17 protein-coding genes are annotated in these 17,758 nt (G+C 64.7%); 5 read left to right on the top strand and 12 right to left on the bottom strand.

Translation table 11 applies throughout. The features are described 5' to 3' along the window. Positions 1-21: 21 nt before the first annotated feature. Entirely contained in the window at positions 22-3,063 is a 3,042-nt protein-coding gene (locus ACH196_RS17945) for a beta strand repeat-containing protein (protein WP_396648281.1), read from the bottom strand. Positions 3,064-3,816: 753 nt separating this feature from the next. Here ACH196_RS17945 and ACH196_RS17950 point away from each other — a divergent pair. From ACH196_RS17950 to ACH196_RS17960, 3 genes are read left to right on the top strand one after another with little or no spacing between them, the layout of a single operon-like run. Further along, positions 3,817-4,338: a phage tail protein gene (locus ACH196_RS17950; protein ID WP_396648282.1), complete on the top strand. Its 522-nt coding sequence runs from the start codon at positions 3,817-3,819 to the stop codon at positions 4,336-4,338. Between the two features lie 45 nt (positions 4,339-4,383). Further along, the gene (locus ACH196_RS17955; protein ID WP_396648283.1) at positions 4,384-4,929 is read left to right on the top strand and encodes a phage tail protein; all 546 of its coding nucleotides are present in this window, start codon (positions 4,384-4,386) and stop codon (positions 4,927-4,929) included. Positions 4,930-4,969: 40 nt separating this feature from the next. Next, entirely contained in the window at positions 4,970-5,527 is a 558-nt protein-coding gene (locus ACH196_RS17960) for a phage tail protein (RefSeq protein ID WP_396648284.1), read from the top strand. A gap of 4 nt (positions 5,528-5,531) precedes the next feature. Here ACH196_RS17960 and ACH196_RS17965 read toward each other — a convergent pair whose 3' ends face one another. After that, positions 5,532-5,846 carry a DUF6916 family protein gene (locus ACH196_RS17965; RefSeq protein ID WP_396648285.1) on the bottom strand — a complete coding sequence of 105 codons (315 nt, stop codon included), beginning with the start codon at positions 5,844-5,846 and terminating at the stop codon, positions 5,532-5,534. Positions 5,847-5,954: 108 nt separating this feature from the next. Between ACH196_RS17965 and ACH196_RS17970 the strand changes: the two genes are divergently transcribed. After that, positions 5,955-6,479, top strand: coding sequence for a GNAT family N-acetyltransferase (locus ACH196_RS17970; RefSeq protein WP_396648286.1), 525 nt, complete (start codon positions 5,955-5,957; stop codon positions 6,477-6,479). Between the two features lie 81 nt (positions 6,480-6,560). Here the strand turns inward: ACH196_RS17970 and ACH196_RS17975 are convergent, their stop codons facing one another. The 8 genes from ACH196_RS17975 to ACH196_RS18010 all read right to left on the bottom strand — a co-directional run bounded on the left by ACH196_RS17975 (position 6,561) and on the right by ACH196_RS18010 (position 14,749). After that, positions 6,561-8,237, bottom strand: a complete 1,677-nt coding sequence (locus tag ACH196_RS17975; RefSeq protein ID WP_396648287.1) for a GMC family oxidoreductase — start codon at positions 8,235-8,237, stop codon at positions 6,561-6,563. Positions 8,238-8,241: 4 nt separating this feature from the next. Further along, a complete protein-coding gene (locus tag ACH196_RS17980) occupies positions 8,242-8,970 on the bottom strand; it encodes an SDR family oxidoreductase (protein WP_396648288.1) in 729 nt (242 codons plus the stop codon). Between the two features lie 137 nt (positions 8,971-9,107). After that, on the bottom strand, positions 9,108-9,800 hold the full coding sequence (locus tag ACH196_RS17985) for a ribulose-phosphate 3-epimerase (protein WP_396648289.1): 693 nt from the start codon (positions 9,798-9,800) through the stop codon (positions 9,108-9,110). Next, on the bottom strand, positions 9,797-10,612 hold the full coding sequence (locus tag ACH196_RS17990; protein WP_396648290.1) for an alpha/beta fold hydrolase: 816 nt from the start codon (positions 10,610-10,612) through the stop codon (positions 9,797-9,799). The genes ACH196_RS17985 and ACH196_RS17990 overlap by 4 nt, the downstream gene beginning before the upstream one ends. Next, on the bottom strand, positions 10,609-11,430 hold the full coding sequence (locus ACH196_RS17995) for a sugar phosphate isomerase/epimerase family protein (protein WP_396648291.1): 822 nt from the start codon (positions 11,428-11,430) through the stop codon (positions 10,609-10,611). Before ACH196_RS17995 ends, ACH196_RS17990 begins: the two co-directional genes overlap by 4 nt. Beyond that, on the bottom strand, positions 11,430-12,506 hold the full coding sequence (locus tag ACH196_RS18000; RefSeq protein ID WP_396648292.1) for a Gfo/Idh/MocA family protein: 1,077 nt from the start codon (positions 12,504-12,506) through the stop codon (positions 11,430-11,432). Before ACH196_RS18000 ends, ACH196_RS17995 begins: the two co-directional genes overlap by 1 nt. Positions 12,507-12,533: 27 nt before the next feature. Continuing rightward, positions 12,534-13,781 (bottom strand): class II D-tagatose-bisphosphate aldolase non-catalytic subunit, encoded by a 1,248-nt coding sequence (locus ACH196_RS18005; RefSeq protein ID WP_396648293.1) that lies wholly within the window; start codon positions 13,779-13,781, stop codon positions 12,534-12,536. After that, positions 13,778-14,749 (bottom strand): sugar kinase, encoded by a 972-nt coding sequence (locus ACH196_RS18010; RefSeq protein WP_396648294.1) that lies wholly within the window; start codon positions 14,747-14,749, stop codon positions 13,778-13,780. The genes ACH196_RS18005 and ACH196_RS18010 overlap by 4 nt, the downstream gene beginning before the upstream one ends. A 151-nt stretch (positions 14,750-14,900) precedes the next feature. Between ACH196_RS18010 and ACH196_RS18015 the strand changes: the two genes are divergently transcribed. Next, positions 14,901-15,920, top strand: a complete 1,020-nt coding sequence (locus tag ACH196_RS18015) for a LacI family DNA-binding transcriptional regulator (protein WP_396648313.1) — start codon at positions 14,901-14,903, stop codon at positions 15,918-15,920. A gap of 20 nt (positions 15,921-15,940) precedes the next feature. Here ACH196_RS18015 and ACH196_RS18020 read toward each other — a convergent pair whose 3' ends face one another. Both ACH196_RS18020 and ACH196_RS18025 read right to left on the bottom strand, forming a co-directional pair. After that, positions 15,941-16,690 (bottom strand): ATP-binding cassette domain-containing protein, encoded by a 750-nt coding sequence (locus ACH196_RS18020; protein WP_396648295.1) that lies wholly within the window; start codon positions 16,688-16,690, stop codon positions 15,941-15,943. Next, on the bottom strand, positions 16,683-17,747 hold the full coding sequence (locus tag ACH196_RS18025; RefSeq protein WP_396648296.1) for a ribose ABC transporter: 1,065 nt from the start codon (positions 17,745-17,747) through the stop codon (positions 16,683-16,685). Before ACH196_RS18025 ends, ACH196_RS18020 begins: the two co-directional genes overlap by 8 nt. Positions 17,748-17,758 lie beyond the last annotated feature (11 nt).

The following is a 17,758-nucleotide window of genomic DNA, read 5'->3' on the forward strand; positions in this document are numbered from 1 at the left end:
GCCCGGCTGCGGCTGGACCGTTCAGACCACGACGAAATCCGCTGCGGTCAGCAGGGGCGACCCGGTGATGGTCGCGAAGCGGATGTTGGCGAAGGCGGTGCCGGAACCGTCGGCGTCGTAGGCGAGCGCACCGGTGTCGGAGTTGTAAATGATGCGGTCGTCGGCGTCCTTGACCCCCGTCGCGGTGTCCTTGAAGGCCGTGGCGGCCAGCGCGCCCAGCCCGCCAAGCGCCGTGAAGATCGCGTCATCGAGATGGATCTTGTCGGTGCCCGCCGCGAAATCGGCGATGTCGGCGACGTTGGTGGGGCCGAGCGCCGTCGAGAAGCGGAAATTGTCCGCTCCGCCCATGCCGAACAGCACGTCATTGCCGCCGCCGCCGTCCAGGGTGTTGGCGCCGTTGTTGCCGCGCACGAGCTGGACAAGCTCGTTGCCGGTCAGATTGATCGAATAGGTGGCAAACAGCGACGCGGTATTGAGCCGTTCGATGCTCACTCCGGAGGCCAGCACGTAGTCCCCGCCCGCACTCAGCCGGTCGACGCCCTCGCCAGCCACCTCGACGATAGTGGCCCCGGCCAGATACACGACATAAACGTCGTCGCCATCGTGGCCGATCAGCGTATCGGGATCGCCGTCGTAACCCGGAAGAGGTCCGGTGCCGCCGTCGTGCAGGATGTTGTTGCCGTCATTGCCTTCGATCGTCTGCGCAAGCGAGTTACCGCGAAGGTCGATCGCCGTGGTGGCGCTTGCGTCCGACGTTTCCAGGAATTCGATCTCCTGGCCCGCGCCGAGCGCGAAGCTGACGCTGGTCAGCACGCGGTCGGCCGTGCCGTTGCCGGACAGTTCGGTCACCGTGTCGGCCGCATTGTCGACCTGATAGGTGTCGTCGCCGATGCCACCCGCAAACGTATCGGCGCCGGCCGTGCCTTCCAGCACGTCGTTGTCGCTGTCCAGGCCCGAGACCGTGACGGTGACGGTGGCCGTGCCGCCGCCGGCAAGCGTGTAGGTAAAGCTGTCCGTTGCCGTCAGATTGTTGGCGCCGGATGCCGGTCCCGGCAGATCCTCGAACTTGCCGTTCGGGTCGTAGTCGAACGTGCCGTCGGCATTCATCGTCAGCAGCGCGCCGGACGCCAGCGTGATCGCCACGCCATTGGTGAAGGCAGCACCGTTCACTAGCGCCACCGACAGCGCCGTGTCCGGATCGTTGTCGGCGCCGCTGCCATTGTCGGCAAACACGTCCGCGCCCGACAGCTTTGTCGCCTCGTCGGTCGCCACCGCGTCGTTCTGCGCGACGCCCGGATCGTCGGTGTTGTTGACGGTGAAGTTGAAGGTCGAGGCGACCGGGGCCGAGACATCCTCGTTGCCGTCCTCGACCGATACGCTGAACGAGGCGGCGGGCCCCTCCGAGCCGTTATGCAGGAAGCTGACCAGGCCGCCGGCAAGCTGCGTGCCGGTAAACGTCGTTGCGGCGCTGCCGTTGACCAGCACCGTGCCGCTCACCTGGCTCGACACGGTGAAGGTGACGCCCGCCGCGACGTCGTCCGGATCGCTGAAGTTCAGATCCGTCGTAGTGATGACGTAGCTCGCTCCTTCGCCCACGGCCGCGGAAAGGTCGCCCGTCAAGGTTGGCGCGTCATTGGTCGCGGTGACATGGATGGTTGCGGTCGCGGTGTTGCTGTTGGTCTCACCGTCATTGACCGTGACAGTGATGCTGCGGTCGGCCGTGTTCGGCGTGTCGGATGAATTGCTGAACCTGAGCTGCTGCAAGGCGGTCTGGTATTGGGCGAGCGTGGCCGAGCCGGTCAGGGTGAGCACGCCGGTGCCGGCATTGTAGGCCGAGGCGATGATGCCGCCGGGCAACACGCCGCTTACCGACAGGAGGTCGCTGGCCTGGTGGTTGGTGATGGTGATGGTGGCGGACGTGATGGTCGTGCCGTCGTCGACGATCGTCGTGTCGGCATCGGCGACCGCCACGGCGGCCCCGCCTTCGGTGAAGGTCGCCTGGTAGCCGGTGCCGATGCTGGAGGAGTTGTTGGCGTCAAGGTCGAGCGTGGCCACGACGTTTCCGACGAATTCGATGCCGCCGATATTGGCATCGGAAGTGGTGAGTGGGGGGTCGATCACGTTGAGAAACGTCGCCGTCTTGCCATCGGCGCTGAGCTGGAAGCGATAGATCAGGTCATCGCTGTTGCCGGAGCCCGGGTTCTCCTCCGACTCGACGTAAAGCTGGTGCGTCGACTGGTCGATCGTGAAGTCGCCGGGGATGAAGGTCGCGCCGCCGGGCATGCCGGAAAGCGTCAACGCGGTCGCATCGGTGCTGCCGATCGCGGTGTCGGAAATCACCCACAGCTTGTTGGTCGGCCCGGCGCCGAAAGGCTGGGCGAACGTGCTGAAGTAAACCTGGTTGCGGCCGGCGTCGACATCGACGTCGGCAATGAAGCCGTTGGTGAAGTTGGTCGGAAACTGCGACTGCTTGAGCAGGGTCGTTATGTTGTTGCTGGTGTCAACCCGGTAGATCATGTTGGTGCCGGCGCCGGCGGTCGACTGCGCGAAATACAGGGTGCCGTCGCCGTCGTCGCGGGCGATGTCGGTGGTCAGGATGAAGCCCGAGGGAAGCGGGTCGGTCGTCTGCGTGACCAGGAAATTATTGGTGTTGCTGACCGCGCCGGTCGCAGGATTGTAGTCGATCTGCAGGAGGCCGGTGGCCGCGTTGTTGATGTTCGTCTGCGTGGCGTCGAAATCGAGCCGGCCGATGAAGAGGTGGTGATTGACCGGATCGATCTCGAGGCCGCGCACAAGGTCTTCCGCCTGGAAGGTGAAAGCGACGGTCGGCGCCGCCGAGCTGTTGAGCTGGCCGGTATAGAGGGTCGCGTTGTCGTCGGTTCCGTTAGCGTGCTGTAGAATAAAGTACCGGTTGTTGGCGGCATCGATCACCGTTTCCTGCCAGGGCGAGCCGGGCGTCGTGTCCGCGACCTGGCTGACCACGTTCGTGCCGTCCACGTTGGCGGAGGTGAGAAACGTGTCGGTGGCGCCGGCCTGGGTGGTGAAGAATATCCTGCTGGGCATACTGATCTCCCTTGCGGCGGGGCGTGACCCGCCAACGCTTGCCGACTACGGCCGCGCCGGGCTCCGCGGTGAAGCGGTTGGCCGGACCGGGTGCGGGGTGTTGTCGATGATGGCGGTCGGGGTATGGCTGCCACTGCCGCCGCGGTCGACGAAGATATCTTCGTCGTGCCTTCGGCGGAGTACCGGTGTTGACCGGCGGCTGGCATGCAGACCCCCCTTTTATTGTATTGAGGACACGCTATGGCGCGGCCCTGGCATTGATTACGGCCATACATGCGGCCGTCTTGGCGCCTAATCTATCGGCAGTGCAAAGCGCGCACAAGCGAAAGTTGCCAATGTTTTAATTTTTGTTCCCTGCGCGGAGGAGGGTTGTTATTGCCCAATACAGAAAAGAGCGATTATTTCGAAAGCGCCCTAGAGCATATTCTCCAATTTTCTAAAAAGCCGAATAAGCATGAAAACCCTGAAAAACCAGCAGGATGCGGAATATTCCACTGGCAGTGTATGAGAACTGGCGACAGGCCGCGAACCGAAATCCGAAAGTATTTTTTACAGCGCCCGTCCGTCTATCCGGCGAACCGCATCCGATCCGGCGTAAATCTCTCTTGATCCTACGCGAGCGTATTGAATATCTACGGGCAGAAGGAAAATCCATCCCTAGAACATCTGAATTTTCCGCGATTGACCTGTTGATGCCAAGCAAAGAGTGCGGTAGGCTCAATCAACTGATGGCTGAGATAAGAGGGTGGCGCCATGAGTGAAGCCTATCTCGGTGAGATTCGCATGTTTGGCGGCAACTACGCGCCGCTGGGTTGGGCGCTATGCGCCGGCCAGGTGCTGGCGATCTCTCAGTATGATGCCTTGTACAATTTGATCGGCACGACCTATGGTGGCGACGGCGTGCAGACCTTCGCCCTGCCCCAGCTCGGCGGCCGGGTGCCGTTGCACAACGGCAACGGAATGGTCCAGGGGCAGATGGCCGGATCCGAGACTGTGACGGTCACCTGGAACCAGATGGCCGCGCACAGCCATCCATTCACGTCGACCGGCGCGCCGGGCAACGTAAGCAGCCCCGCGAATACGATCATGGCCGACCAGGGGCCAGCCGGCCTCAACGTGCTCGGATACATTCCCTACGACGGCTCCAACCCGGTGGTCATCAACGCCAACACCATCAGCTTCACCGGCGGCGGCCAGCCTCACCAGAACATGCAGCCCTTTCTGGCGGTCACATTCATCATCGCGCTGCAAGGCCTCTATCCGAGCCAAGGCTGATTTCAGCATACGACACCTGCCGGCAATACACGCGGAGCAGTTTCCATGTCCGAACCCTATCTCGGCGAAATTCGCATCATGGGCTTCAACTTCCCGCCCCGCGGCTGGGCGACGTGCGATGGGCAAATACTGGCCATCGCGCAGAACACGGCGCTGTTCTCGCTGCTCGGCACGTATTACGGCGGCAACGGCCAGACGACCTTCGGGCTTCCCGACTTCCGCGGGCGGGTGCCGATCGCGGCTGGCCAGAGTCCCGGCCTGTCGCCATATGTTGTCGGGGAGGTGGGCGGCTACGAAAACGTGACGCTGCTGCTGCAGGAGCTTCCGGCGCACAATCATGGCCTTGCCGTGACAACCACCGTTGGCACAGCCCAGACCTCGAATGGCAACCAGCTTGCCAGGGCGCAAGTCGGCAACGCGATCAGCGGCATCACTCAGATCCGCATCTACAGTCCGGGACAGCCTAACGTGCCGATGTCGCCGAACGTCCTGCGTCCAACAGGCGGCAGCCAACCACACAACAACATGATGCCCTATCTGGGGCTCACCTTCTGTATAGCGCTAGCAGGTATTTTCCCGCCCCGCGGATAGGCCGACAGGCAGCGGTCCACGGGCGACAGAGGAGACGGAGATGGGCGAGCCCTACATCGGTGAATTGAAGATTGTGTCGTGGAATTTCGCCGCGAAGGGCTGGGCCCTGTGCAATGGACAGATCCTGGCGATCGCCCAGAACCAGGCGCTGTTCTCGCTGCTCGGCGTCACTTTTGGCGGCAACGGCGTCACCACTTTCCAGCTTCCCGACCTGCGCGGCCGCGCCCCGGTGCATTCCGGCACGATGCCTGGCGGGGGAACCTATGTTCCCGGACAGAGCGCCGGGGAGTCCGCGCACACGCTACTGGTCAGCGAGTTGCCGCTGCACCCCCATACGGCCTCAGGCAACAACACAGTGGCGGCCGGCGAGAACTCTAACACTGCCACGAGCAGCAGCTCGCTCGGCCAGTCGATCGGCACGCCGCCGACAGGTGCCGCCTTCACGGCCAATATGTATGGCAACGGTACGCCGACCGTGACTCTTGCGCAGCAGACGATCGTGCCCGCCGGCGGCAGCCAGCCGCACGACAACATGCAACCCTACACGGTGCTCAACTACATGATCGCGCTGGTCGGGGTTTACCCCTCGCGCAACTGAACGCTCAGTTGAAGAGAGCCTGATAGTCCTGCCGGTCGTTTCCGACGGTCATAATGGGCATGATGTAGAGGTTGAACCACGGGCCGCCGTCGAGCTGCAGCGTGTAGAAGCCTTCGCGCATAACCTTTCCCGGAGGCCCGCGGAAGATCAGAGTGAACGGTTCCCGCCGCTCCTCGCCCGCGTGCCAGCTTTTCCCGCCGCCGGTTTCGACCGCGGTCAAAGCCATCGGATGCGGCCAGCCGGGGATGCGAAAATCCTTGTCGATGTGGGGCCGGAAATGGTCGGCGGTGACATCTGCGGGCGATAGTGGTTCTGTCATGGTCCGGTTCTTCAACAGACTGGCTGATCGACACAATATGATCGGACCAGCCGCGGGTTGTAAACGTCCCCCTGCCCGGGGCTGCCGTGCTTTCGGAGAATTCTTTGCATGGACCAAGTGATCGACGTCGCCTCTCCCCTGGGCCGGCTTCGGCTGAGGCCCGAGCGCGACGACGATGAGGATTTCCGGTTGGACCTGTTCTGCACTTCGCGGCCACCGGAGTGGCAGATGGCCGGCTTCGAGCCGAACATGCTGCGGCTTCTCATGCGCCAGCAGTTCCAGGCACAGACCGTGAGCTATCGCGCCCAGTTCCCGGGCGCGCGCTTCGACATCATCGAACTCGATGGCGCGCCGATCGGCCGCATCGTCGTGAATCGTCCTGGCGGCTTCATCCACATCATCGATCAGGCGATCGTGCCAGACCTGCGTGGACGCGGCATCGGCACCAGCCTCATGGCGAAGCTGATGGACGAGGCCGCTCGAGGCGGCATCCCGGTGCGTCTCAAGGTCGCCTCGGACAACGATCCCTCGATGCGGCTCTATCTCCGGCTCGGCTTCGAGGTGATCGACAGGACCGAAATGTACCTGGAGATGGAATGGCGCGGCAAGGACACGGGTGCCGCGCCGCACTGAGGGCGCGTCCGGCGGGGCGGGAAGCGGGCGGGCCTGAAGGCTATTGCGTACAAGCTCCGGCAAACTCGCCCGGCAGCAGACCTATCCTCGCTTGATCAGGTCGGCGCCCTTTTCGGCGAGGCAGTAGGTGGCGGCAACGGTGTTGGCCGAGACGATCGCGGGCATGATCGAGGCATCGACCACGCGTAGGCCCCCGACGCCGTGCACCCGCAACGTTTGCGGGTCCACCACCGCCTCCGGCCCCTGCCCCATCGCGCAGGTGCCGACCGGGTGGAACAGCGTGCCGACACTCTGGCGGATGAAGGCATCGAGCGCCCCGTCGCTCGCGGCCTCGGGGCCGGGATCGATCTCGGCGTCGAGATGCGGCTCGAAGGGTTTTTGCGCCATGATTTTCCGCGCCAGCCGGATGCCGGCGCGCAGCGTATCCATGCGGCTTTCGCCGCGAAAGAAATTGTAGAGGATCGACGGCTTCTCGTCCGGGTCGGCGCTTTTCAGCGCGACGCGCCCGATGCTGCCGGGCCTGAGCTCGCAGATATGCATGAGGAACCCGTGGCCCGTGAATCCCGACGCGGCCTGCGTGTTGGCACGTCCGGCGCAGAAGAAGAGCTGGATGTCGGGCCGCTCGCTTTTCGGATCGGTGGAGATGAAGCCGCCGCCCTCGCCCGTCGTGGAGGAAAACAGCCCGCGCTTGCGGAAAATCCAGTCGAGCACGTGCAGGACGTTGCGTGGCAGCGCCCTCCAGGAGATGCCGTAGGGCGCGGTCGACTTGGCGCGGTATTCCAGCGTGACGTCGAGATGGTCTTGGAGATTCTCGCCGACGCCGGGCAGATCCCGCACCAGCGGAATGCCGTGTTTTGCAAGCTCGCGCGCCTTGCCGACGCCCGACAGCATCAGCAGTTGCGGAGAAACGAAGGCGCCGGCCGCAAGGATGGTTTCCCGCGCGGCGATCGTGCCGGTTTCGCCGCCGCGTTTCCACGCGATCCCAGTCGCCGTCCGGCCGTCGAACAGAATTTTGGTGACCTGCGTGTCCGCGATCACCGTAAGATTTGGCCTGTGTCGGACAGGATCGAGATAGGCGCCTTCAGCAGTCACCCGCTGCCCGTTCCTCTGCGTGAACGTGTAGAGGCCGACGCCATTCTGCCGGGCGCCGTTGAAATCCGGGTTGAGTTCGTAACCGGCGCGTTGCGCCGCCTCGAGATAGGCGTGCGCCATCGGGTTTACGCTGCGCAGCGGCGCGATGTTCAGCGGGCCGTCGATGCCATGGAAGGCCGGGTCGATCTGTTCGGAAAGCGGGCGCTTGCCGAAGCGGATATGATCGCCGGAGCGTGGCTCCGCCAGCAGCTCGAAACGCTCCAGCTTGCGAAAATAAGGCAACAGGTCGTCATAACCCCAGCCGGAGCAGCCGCCGTCGCGCCACCCGTCGAAATCCTCACGCTGGCCGCGGATGAAGATCTGGCCGTTGACGTTGCTGCTGCCGCCAGAACCTCTGCCGCGCGGCAGGGCGATGGAGCGGCCCTGCAAACCCGGTTCCGGTTCGGTCTCGAACCACGACATGAATTTCGGCCCGCCGAGAAAGGCCAGCGCCGGCGCCATGAAGGTGACCATGGCAAGCGGAATGCGAACGATGGCCTTGCGCGCGTTGCGGTCCGGTCCCGCCTCGACCAGCACGACACGGACGGTGGGGTCCTCGGTCAGCCGGTTGGCGAGCACGCAGCCCGCCGGCCCGGCCCCGACGATGACGTAGTCGAACGGCTCCAAAGTTTTAGATATCCTGGTTCTGCGGCAGAATGACCAGATCGCGGATGGTGACGTTGGCCGGCCGCGTCAGCATGTAGAGGACGGCGTCGGCGACGTCTTCCGAACGCAGTCCCTCGCGGCTTTCCACCTTTGCCTCGATCGCCGCCGGATCGGTGTAACCCCACAATTCGTTGAGCACGACGCCGGGCGCGATGGCGCCGACGCGGATGTTGTGCGGGGCAACCTGACGGCGCAGGCCATGCACGAAGGACTGGATGGCGTGTTTTGAGGCCGAATAGACCGGCTCCCAGTGCAGCGCCTGGTGACCGGAAATCGACGAGGTGACGAGGATGTGGCCGGCCTTGCGCTCGATCATGCCCGGCAGCACGGCATGGACCAGCCGGAAAACGCTGTTGACGTTGACCGACAAGAGTTCGTCCCAGGCATTGGGATTGCCGTCGGCGACATCGCCGGGAATATAGAGGCCCGCATTGGGCAGAAGAATGTCGATCCGGCCGAAGCGGGCAAGCGTCTCCTTGACCACCCGCTCGACCTCTCCGGTCTTGGTCAGGTCGGCGGCCAAAACCAAAGCATCCCCGCCGATCTCTGCGGCAACCGCGTCGAGGCGCTCGGCTGAGCGCCCGACGAGGGCCAGTTTCACGCCTTCGGTCGCCAGCGTCTTCGCCATCGCCCGACCGATGCCGGAACTCGCGCCGGTGACGAGCACAATCTTGCCGGATAAATCCTGTCCCATGACCCATCTCCTCCCTGACGATGCCAAACGCATTCTTCGTTACCCGAACGCTACGGCCGATCCTTCAGCTCGTCAATAATAAAATTCCCCCGCGTAAAGAATTTCTCATCGAGCCCGCACCGCGCTCGAGGTGCCGGTCACAGCGCATGCAGCCAGCGCATACGAGCCGCGAGATCCTCGGCGCCGAAAGCCAGCGAGCCCATGACGACGGTCTCCGCCCCCGCGCCGCGCAGCAGCGGCACGGTGTTTTCGCGGATGCCGCCGTCGGCTGCGAGAACGATCCGCTTGCCGGCCTCCGCTATGTATCGGCCGGCCTCCCGCAGGCGATCGGTGGCTGTGGGATCGAGCCCCTGCCCTTTCACGCCAATCGCCGTGCCGAGCAAGGTCAGGAAATCGACGCGACCGAGAAACGGCCGGGCAGCGGCGACCGGCGTCTCGACACGCAGCACCACTCCGGAGGCAAGCCCATGCCCCTTGATGCGCGCCAGTGCCTCGCCGGCGTTTTCGTTCTCGGCATGGACACTGATCAGATCGGCTCCCGCCTCGGCGAACTGCTCGGCCTGGTCGAGGAGAATGGCGTCGGCAACCATCAGATGGACATGGATCGGCAAGGTCGACGCCTTGCGCATGCGGGCAACGAGATCGGGAAAGAACAACAGCGCTGGCGCGAAATGCCCGTCGGCCACGTCGATATGGAGCACGTCGGCATGGCTCTCGATGCGCTTCAGGTCGGCGGCGAGATGGATCAGGTCAGCCGACCACATGGAGAATTCGGCAAGCAGGCGATTGCGCGACAGGTCGGCGAGCCAGTTTGGGCTTGGCATGGTCAAAAATCCTTGAGGAAAGCGAGTAGCGCCGCTTGGAAATCGGCGAGATAGGCCGGTTTGTCGACGCCTTTGGGCGTCAGGGTTTTCAGGACCGCGCCCGGGATGAGCTGCGCCAGCAGTTCGGCGTGGCCAAGCGGATGAATGAAATCCTGCCCGGTTGCCAACACGAGCGTCGGCACCGACAGATTTGCCAGGTCGGCCTCGGCGATTCCCGGTCCGTCGGGGGAAATCGTGGTCAGCAGCGCCGATGTGGCGACGAAAGGCTGGCGCTCGAAGAAACCGAGCAGCGAGGCCAGATTATCCGGCGCTTCGCGGGCAAGCAGGGCGTGCGTGGGGCTCGCCTCGAACGCCGCGCGCGCTTCGTTCGGCGACAATCTCACCAGCAGCTCGCCGACCTCCAGGTTCGGCCGCATGTTGGCGGGCGCCGCTTCCACCACCCAGGCGGGCCGCGCAAGCACCAGTCCGCGCACCAGTTCGGGGCGGCGGACGGCGATGCGGCTGGCGATCGCCGCACCCATCGAAATGCCGCCGATGACGACGGGCGGCAGGCCGAGATGGTCGATCAGGGCGGCAACGTCTTCGACAAAGGTGGCGATGGAGAACACGTCCCCGACCTGCGAAGCGCCATGGCCGCGGCATTCCAGCGTGATCAGCCGGAAGACGGCATCATCGGGAAAGGCTTCCGCCGTCTGCCGCGCGTCTCCGCAGAGACCGTGCTGGAACACGACCGGTTGGCCATCTCCGCCGGAATCATAGGCGGCGAGCGCCAGCCCGTCGCGGACAAAGTCGAAGCGCCGCAGCCGGTCGAACCTCATCGCAGCAGGCCGCCCAGAAAGGCCGCCACGCCCGGCGCCTCATGCGCGGCGAGGCCATGGGTCACCAGATCGCCGGTGAAGCCGATGGCGCGCATACAGCCGAGATAATGGGGATAGTCGAGCACGCCCTGTCCCGCCGCTGCAAACGCGCCCGACGCCGCGCGGTCCTTGGCGTGGCCCATGCCGATGCGGTCGGCCAGCAGGTCGATCGCTTCGGCGACGATGCGGCGCTGGTCGGACAGCTCCGCTTGCTCGAAGAGATTAGCCGGATCGAGCACGATGGCGAGGACCGGGCTTCCCATCTCGTCCAGCAGCCGGCGGGCTTTTGTGGCGGTAGAGACGATGTTGGCGAGCTCCGGCTCGATGCCCAACCGCAGCCCATGCCGTTCGGCTATCGCTATCGCCTTCTCCATCTCGGTACGCATGTCGCGCCAGGCTTCGGGCGAACCGTTGTCGGGGTGGCCGCGCCACTGGTCGTCGGGATCGCGCGTGCCCGTGCACAACGTGACGAGGCTGGTGCCCATCGCGGCGCAGGCGGCGGCGATCACCTCCAGCCGGCGCAGCCCGTCGGCACGCACTGCCGGATCGGGGTGAGCCATGTTGTATGTGCCGGAAACGGCGCAGAGCGAGACGCCGTTCTGTTCCACGGCATCGGCAACCGCGGCGGCAACCTCCGGCGGAATTTCATCCGGCATGGGCGGCAGGCCGGAACAGGCCATGTTGTATTGCGCCGTGGCGAAGCCGGCCGCCTTCACCTGCGCCAGAACGGTGTGCGGATCGGTGCCAGCAAACGTCTTGGCAAAAATGCCGAGGCGCATCAGACCTCTCCCGACACTTCGTCGAGGCGAACCGGCCTGTCGCTGCGCACCGACTCGGCGATCGCCACCATCGCGCGCACCGAGGCGACGCCATCGTCGATGTCGGCCCCACGCATCGGCGCGCCGTCGAGGATGACGTCGGCGAAACCTTCGAGCTGGCGGCGGTAGAAATGGCCGTCGGCGCCGAGCACGCGGCGCGACCCGCCTTCGGATTCGTGAAAAATGTCCACTTCGCTCGACTTGTAATACCAGGGATTAAAAGTCTTTCCGAGGATCGAGCCGTTCTCGCCGTAGATCTGAAAACCCTCGTGCCAGTCCATGCGCACTGCCACCGTCAGGTCGAGATGGCCGAGCACGCCGTTCGAGAATTCCACGTCGATGAACCAGCAGCGCATGCCGCCGCTTTGGCTTTGGCGGGCGGCGACGGCGACCAGGTCACCCCCGAAATAACGCGCGGTATCAACAAGATGGCTGCCATGAGCGAGCATATAGTAGCGATCGAGGTTGCTCTTGGGGTCGACGGAAGGCCTTTTCGCCGCCTTGCTGGTTACCATCAGCGGCTGGACCGCGTCGGTCATCGGATAGCGGTGGGTCGAGTCGCAATACCAGGCTTTTAGCGCCACCATCGCGCCCATGCCGTTGTCGATGAAGTCGCGCGCCGCCTGCAGGCCGGGGTCGAAGCGCTTCATGTGGCCGACCTGAAGCACGAGCCCGCTCTTCTCCACCGCCGCCTTCAGGTCCTCGACGGCCTCGACGCTGGTGGCGACGGGCTTTTCGCACAGCACGTGCTTTCCGGCTTCCAGCGCCCGGATCGCCGCCGGAACGTGGAACGCATCCGAAGTGGCGATGATCACCGCCTCGAGGTTGGGATCGGCCAGCATGGCGTCATAGTCGGCAAAGCTCTTTTGCGGCGCGTGCGTCGCCGCCATGCGATTGCGCAGGTCGTCGGCAACATCGCAGATCGCATAGAGGTCGGCGTTGCGCGCCTTGGTGCAGCTTTCGAAATGCGCCGCCTGAGCGATCGGGCCGCAGCCCAGCACGCCGACGCGCAGACGCCGATCCTGTTTCACTGGCACGACGACCTCCTGTGGAATTCCATTCGATCAATCCCCGGCCGCCGCGCGGTACTTGCGCACGACGTCGCCGACCATGGTTTCGATGATGTCGCGCGGCAGGTCGGCGGGTTCGCCCCGTGCCTCGACCAGACGGCCGGTGAACTGCGCCACCAAGCCCGGCTCGGGCCGAGCCGCTGCGATGTTCTCGTAAAGCTTCGTCAGCGCCGCCTGGATGGCGGGGCGCGGCCAATAATAGCGGACGCGGTCCGACAGGCCGTAGAGCATCATGGTGGCCTCGCGGTCGTCGGCGGCGACGTAAGCGCGCCAGTCGTGCGGGTTGGCGCGCATCTCGGCTGTGATAACGTCGAGGATGCGGGAAGGCTCGGCGAGGTTCAGCGCGGCCTCGATATGCGCCAGCGCCGTCACCGCCTGGCGGAAGGCGAAGGTGAGTTCCGGCCCGACCTTGAGGATGGCGAAATGCGCGGCAACCAGGTCGGACAGCGCTCCCTCGGACTGGTAGTCGGTAGAATGCGCCTCGAAGACGAGGCCCGGCAGCGCCTCGACCGACCGCGACAGGGTTTCGGCCTTTTCGGGCGCGAAGGCAAAGACCTGGGCATTGCCGAAATCGACGCCGGGCTGGACAACGATGCCGACGACACGCTCGAACGCAGCACTCAGGCCGCGCGCGGCGAAGGCCTCGCGGTGCAACTCATGGGTCCGGGCAGCGGCCTCCGGCGCGGTCACGCCGAGCGTATGCAAAACTTCGGTTTCGCCACCGGGAATCGGCACCTCGGTGCCGATAACGTAGCAGAGATCCGTCTTGGCTGACGCTTCCGCCACCGCGCAAAGCTCGGCGGCCCGGGCGGCCATCGTGGCATCGTCGAGCGCAACGTCGTCGGCACAAGCTATAGAGGCGTCGAGGTGGATTTTCGTAAAACCCGCGGCGACGTAGGCCGCAACCATGTCGCGCGCCTTCGCCATAGCGACTTCGCCCGGCTCGCCCTTCCACGGGTTCGGGCCGAGATGATCGCCGCCCAGGATCAGGCGCGTCGGGTCGACGCCTTCCCGCTGCGCCAGATTCTTCACAAAGCTCCGGAACTGCGCCGGATTCATGCCGGTGTACCCGCCGAACTGGTTGACCTGGTTGCAGGTGGCCTCAATCAGAATCGGCGCGTCGTCGTCGCGATAGGCGGCGAAGATGGCGCTCAACGTCTCGGGATGGGCGGTGCAAAAGGACGGGATGCCCCGCCGTTCGCCGGCTCGGTTGGCGCTGACGATGTCGCCGAGCACATTCATGGCCGGCTCTCCAGGAAAGCCTCGATTTCGACGAGCGTGCTGTTGCCTTCCATCGGGCCGATCCTGCCGACGGCCAGCGCGCCGGCCGCATTGGCCCGCCGCAACGCCTCGCTAAAGGAAAAATTTCCGGACGTGACGAGCGCGACGAAAGTGGCGCAGAAACAGTCGCCGGCGCCGGTGGGATCGACGACCTCGACCTCATGCGCATCGAAGGCCTCGGCCGCGCCTTGCCTTTCCACACCGATGCAGCCCTTCTCGCCGCGTTTGAGAACCACGTAGCGGGCCCCGCCACCGAGGAGGCGGCCTGAAAACGTGGCGAAATCCTCGCCCGGAAACAGCACCTCGGCATCTTCAGCGCTCGGCAGCACGAAGGTCGAGATCGCCAGCAGTGCGCGTACGGTTTCCATATAGGACGGGTCGGTCAGCAGTTCCTTACGGATATTGGGATCGAAGGAGATGGCGACGCCGGCTTCGTGCAGCGCGCGGCAGATGCCGAGAGCCGCCTTCGCCATTGCCGGATCGCCCAGCGTCGAACCCGAGATGTGAAAGGCGGCGAGCCCGAAGCCACGCAGCGTTTCGATCGCGTCCGCATCCCCCGGAAAATGCGAGGCGGCCGAATGTGCGATGTTGAAGACGAAGTCTCGGCTGCCATCGGTATTGTAGCTGACGAAGGCCGAACCGGTCGGAACGCCCGGGACAGTCCTGATAAGCGTGTTCGACACGCCCGCTTCGTCGAACCGCGCGCGCAGCACGTCGCCGAAGGCGTCGTCGCCGACCGCGCCTGAAAAGATCGCCCTGGCGCCGACGCGCGCAGCCTGATCGATGAAGATGCCGGGGGCGCCGGAGGCGAACGGTCCGACATAGGGCGCCGCGCGGCGGTTGTGGCCGTCCTTCCCGGTGCAGACGAACTCGACCAGCAGTTCGCCCAGCGAGCCGATCCCGCCGCGGCCGGATTCTTTCCCGCTCATTGCCGGCGCTTCCAAATGTTGTTGAGGTATGTAAACATACTGGTTTTCGCGCGCTAACTCATATTAGAATTGGTTTTTGCCGGCCGGCAAGATTGCACGTTACGAAGACTGAGCGCGAGGCAAGCCGATGAAGGAAAAACCGGTCCGGACGATGGAAGCCTTCGCCGAGAGCGTCGGCCTGTCGCGACCGACGGTGTCGAAGTATTTTCAGGACGCCGCGTCGGTTCGTCCAAAAGTGCGTGAAAAGATCGAGGCGGGGCTGAAGGCGACCGGCTTTCGCCCTAATCTTTTTGCCGTCAACCTCAATCGCCGCCGCTCGAAGATTCTCGGCGTCATCTTCCCGACCTCGCTCGATTCCTTCTACATGGGCCTGCGCCGCCGCATCGAGACGGAAGCCACGGAGAGCGGCTACCTGCCTTTTGTCTTCTCCTCCGACGGCAAGGCCGAGCTGGAAGCCGAGGCGCTGGAAACGCTGACCTCGCTCAATGCGGCGGGCGTCATCATGGTGCCGGTCGGGGGGGACGCCGCGCACCGCAGCAAGGTCAAGGCGCTGGCGCGGAACATCCCGGTGGTCTTCATCGACGCGCCCTTCGACGAGGAGGAGGCCTTTGTCGGCACCAACAACGAGCAGTCGATGGCGCTGATCACCGACTATCTTACCCGGCTTGGCGACCGGCCCTGCTATTTCGACATGCCCTGGGTCAATTCCAACGCGCAAGGGCGGCGGGAAAGTTATATCGCGACCATGCGCCGGCGGGGACTGGAGCCGGTGGTGATCCCGGTCCAGCATTCGACGACCTGGGATTTCGAGCGTTATGCCTTCGACGAAGCCAACCGCATCCTGCGCGAGGGCGGCTTTCCGACCAGCATCGTGTTGTGCGGCAACGACCGCGTCGCCTTCGGCGTGCTTGCCGCCATCAACCAGGCCGGCAAGAAGGTCGGCATCACGCCGGATTGCGATCTCAGGGTAGCAGGCCACGACAATCAGCCCCTGTCCGAATACATCTGGCCGCCCTTGACCACCGTCCAGCAGAACACGGCCGAGATGGGGAGGCTGGCGATCAACCTTCTGCTTTCGCGCATCGACAATTCGCGGACCTTCGACGAGCCGCGCGCGCGCGGTGAACATATCCTGGTCAACGCCGATCTGGTCCTGCGCTCTTCCGCGTGAGAGGTTGTCTCCGAGCGCCCTCAGCCGCCGACCATGAGCTTGACCACCTCGTCATGCGTCGTCTCGGAAATCTTGCGTTCGCCGGCGGTCACGCCGCGGCGAAGCACGATGATGCGGTCCGACACGGCAAAGATGTCCTGCAGATTGTGCGAGATGAAGATCACCCCGCGCCCCTGCGCCTTGAGTTGGTGGATGAGCGAGATGACCTTGCGCTGCTCCGGCACCCCGAGCGCGGCGGTCGGTTCGTCCATGATCAGGATCTGCGCGTTCCAGTAAACGGCGCGGCCGATGGCCACCGCCTGGCGTTGACCGCCGGAAAAGTTGCTGACCGGCGCCTCCATGCGCGAGACGTGGAAATCGAGCAGCGCCATGGTGTCGCGCGCCGCATCCGCCATCTTCTTGCGGTCGAGCACCGGCAGGAAGCCGAAAGCCTTCTTCATCGGCTCGCGGCCGAGGAAGATGTTGGCGCCGATCGACAGATTGTCGGCGAGCGCGAGGTCCTGGTAGATCGTTTCGATGCCCCGGTCACGCGCCTCCTGCGGCGTCGAGAAGCTGACCGGCTCGCCCTTGAGCCGGATCTCGCCCGACGATGGCCGATAGACGCCGGAGATCGCTTTGATCAGCGTCGTCTTGCCGGCGCCGTTGTCGCCGGCAAGCGCCACGACCTCGCCGGGACGCACGACCATGGAGAAGTCGCGCAGCGCCTGCACCGCGCCGAAATGTTTCGAGAGATCGTTGATCTCAAGAAGGGGCTGGGCCGCGTTATTCATCCACCCGACCTCCGCTGAAGCGACGCTGCGCCTGATCGATCAGCACCGAGATGATGATGACGACGCCGACGCTGATGAACTGCCAGAACGGCTCTACATTGACGAAGACCAGGCCGTACTGGATGACCGCGATGACGAAAGCGCCGGCGACCGTGCCCAGAATGGTGCCCGAGCCGCCGAACAGGCTGGCGCCGCCGATCACCACCGCCGCCACGCAGTCGAGCAGCAGCGGCTCGCCCGCCTGGGCCGCGCCCGCATTGAAGCGGGCCGAATAGAGCACGCCCGCAAGACCGGCGCAGCCGGCGGACAGGATGTAAAGCCTGAGCAGGTGCGCCTTGATATCGATGCCGGCGCGCCGCGCCGCCTGGACATTGGCGCCGATGGCGTAGTTGTGCTGGCCGAACCGCGTCTGGCTGAGCACGTAGTGCATGATCAGGACGAAGACCGCGGTGATGATGACAATGTAGGGGATGCTGAGGAAGCGGCCGTTGCCGATCACCGCGAAGAACGAGTTGCTGACCGGAACCGTCGTGCCGCCGGCAAGCAGGAAGGCCACGCCGCGCGCCACGCCGAACATGCCGAGCGTGCCGATGAAGGGCGGCACGCGCAGCCGCGACACCAGCAGGCCGTTGATGACGCCCGGCACAAGGGCGACAAGCACGCCCACCAGGAATCCGAGCAGCACGGCGAACGGTATGCCGAGCGAAGGCGTCACCGCGTTGATGACGTGTGCGGCGACTACCGCCGCCAGGCCCATGATGAAGCCGAGCGAAAGGTCGATGCCGCCGGAAATGATGACGAAGGTCTGCCCGGTCGCCAGCAGCAGCGGCGCCACCGCGAAGATGGCGATCGACTGCAGGTTGAACGGATTGAGGATGAAGGTGCCGCCGAAATCGAAGCGGGCCCAGGCCTCGAAGACCAGGATCAGCCCGGCAAGGAACAGCCAGGCGCGCAAATCGGCGATGCGCTGGACCAGCGTCTTGGCGCGATCGGCGTGGTCGGCCTGCGGCTTGGGATGCGTGTCAACGACCAACGGGTCGGCCTTTGTTGCGGTCATGGCTGCACCTT

Source organism: Mesorhizobium sp. IMUNJ 23232 (genome assembly GCF_044326205.1).
Lineage (GTDB): Bacteria > Pseudomonadota > Alphaproteobacteria > Rhizobiales > Rhizobiaceae > Kumtagia.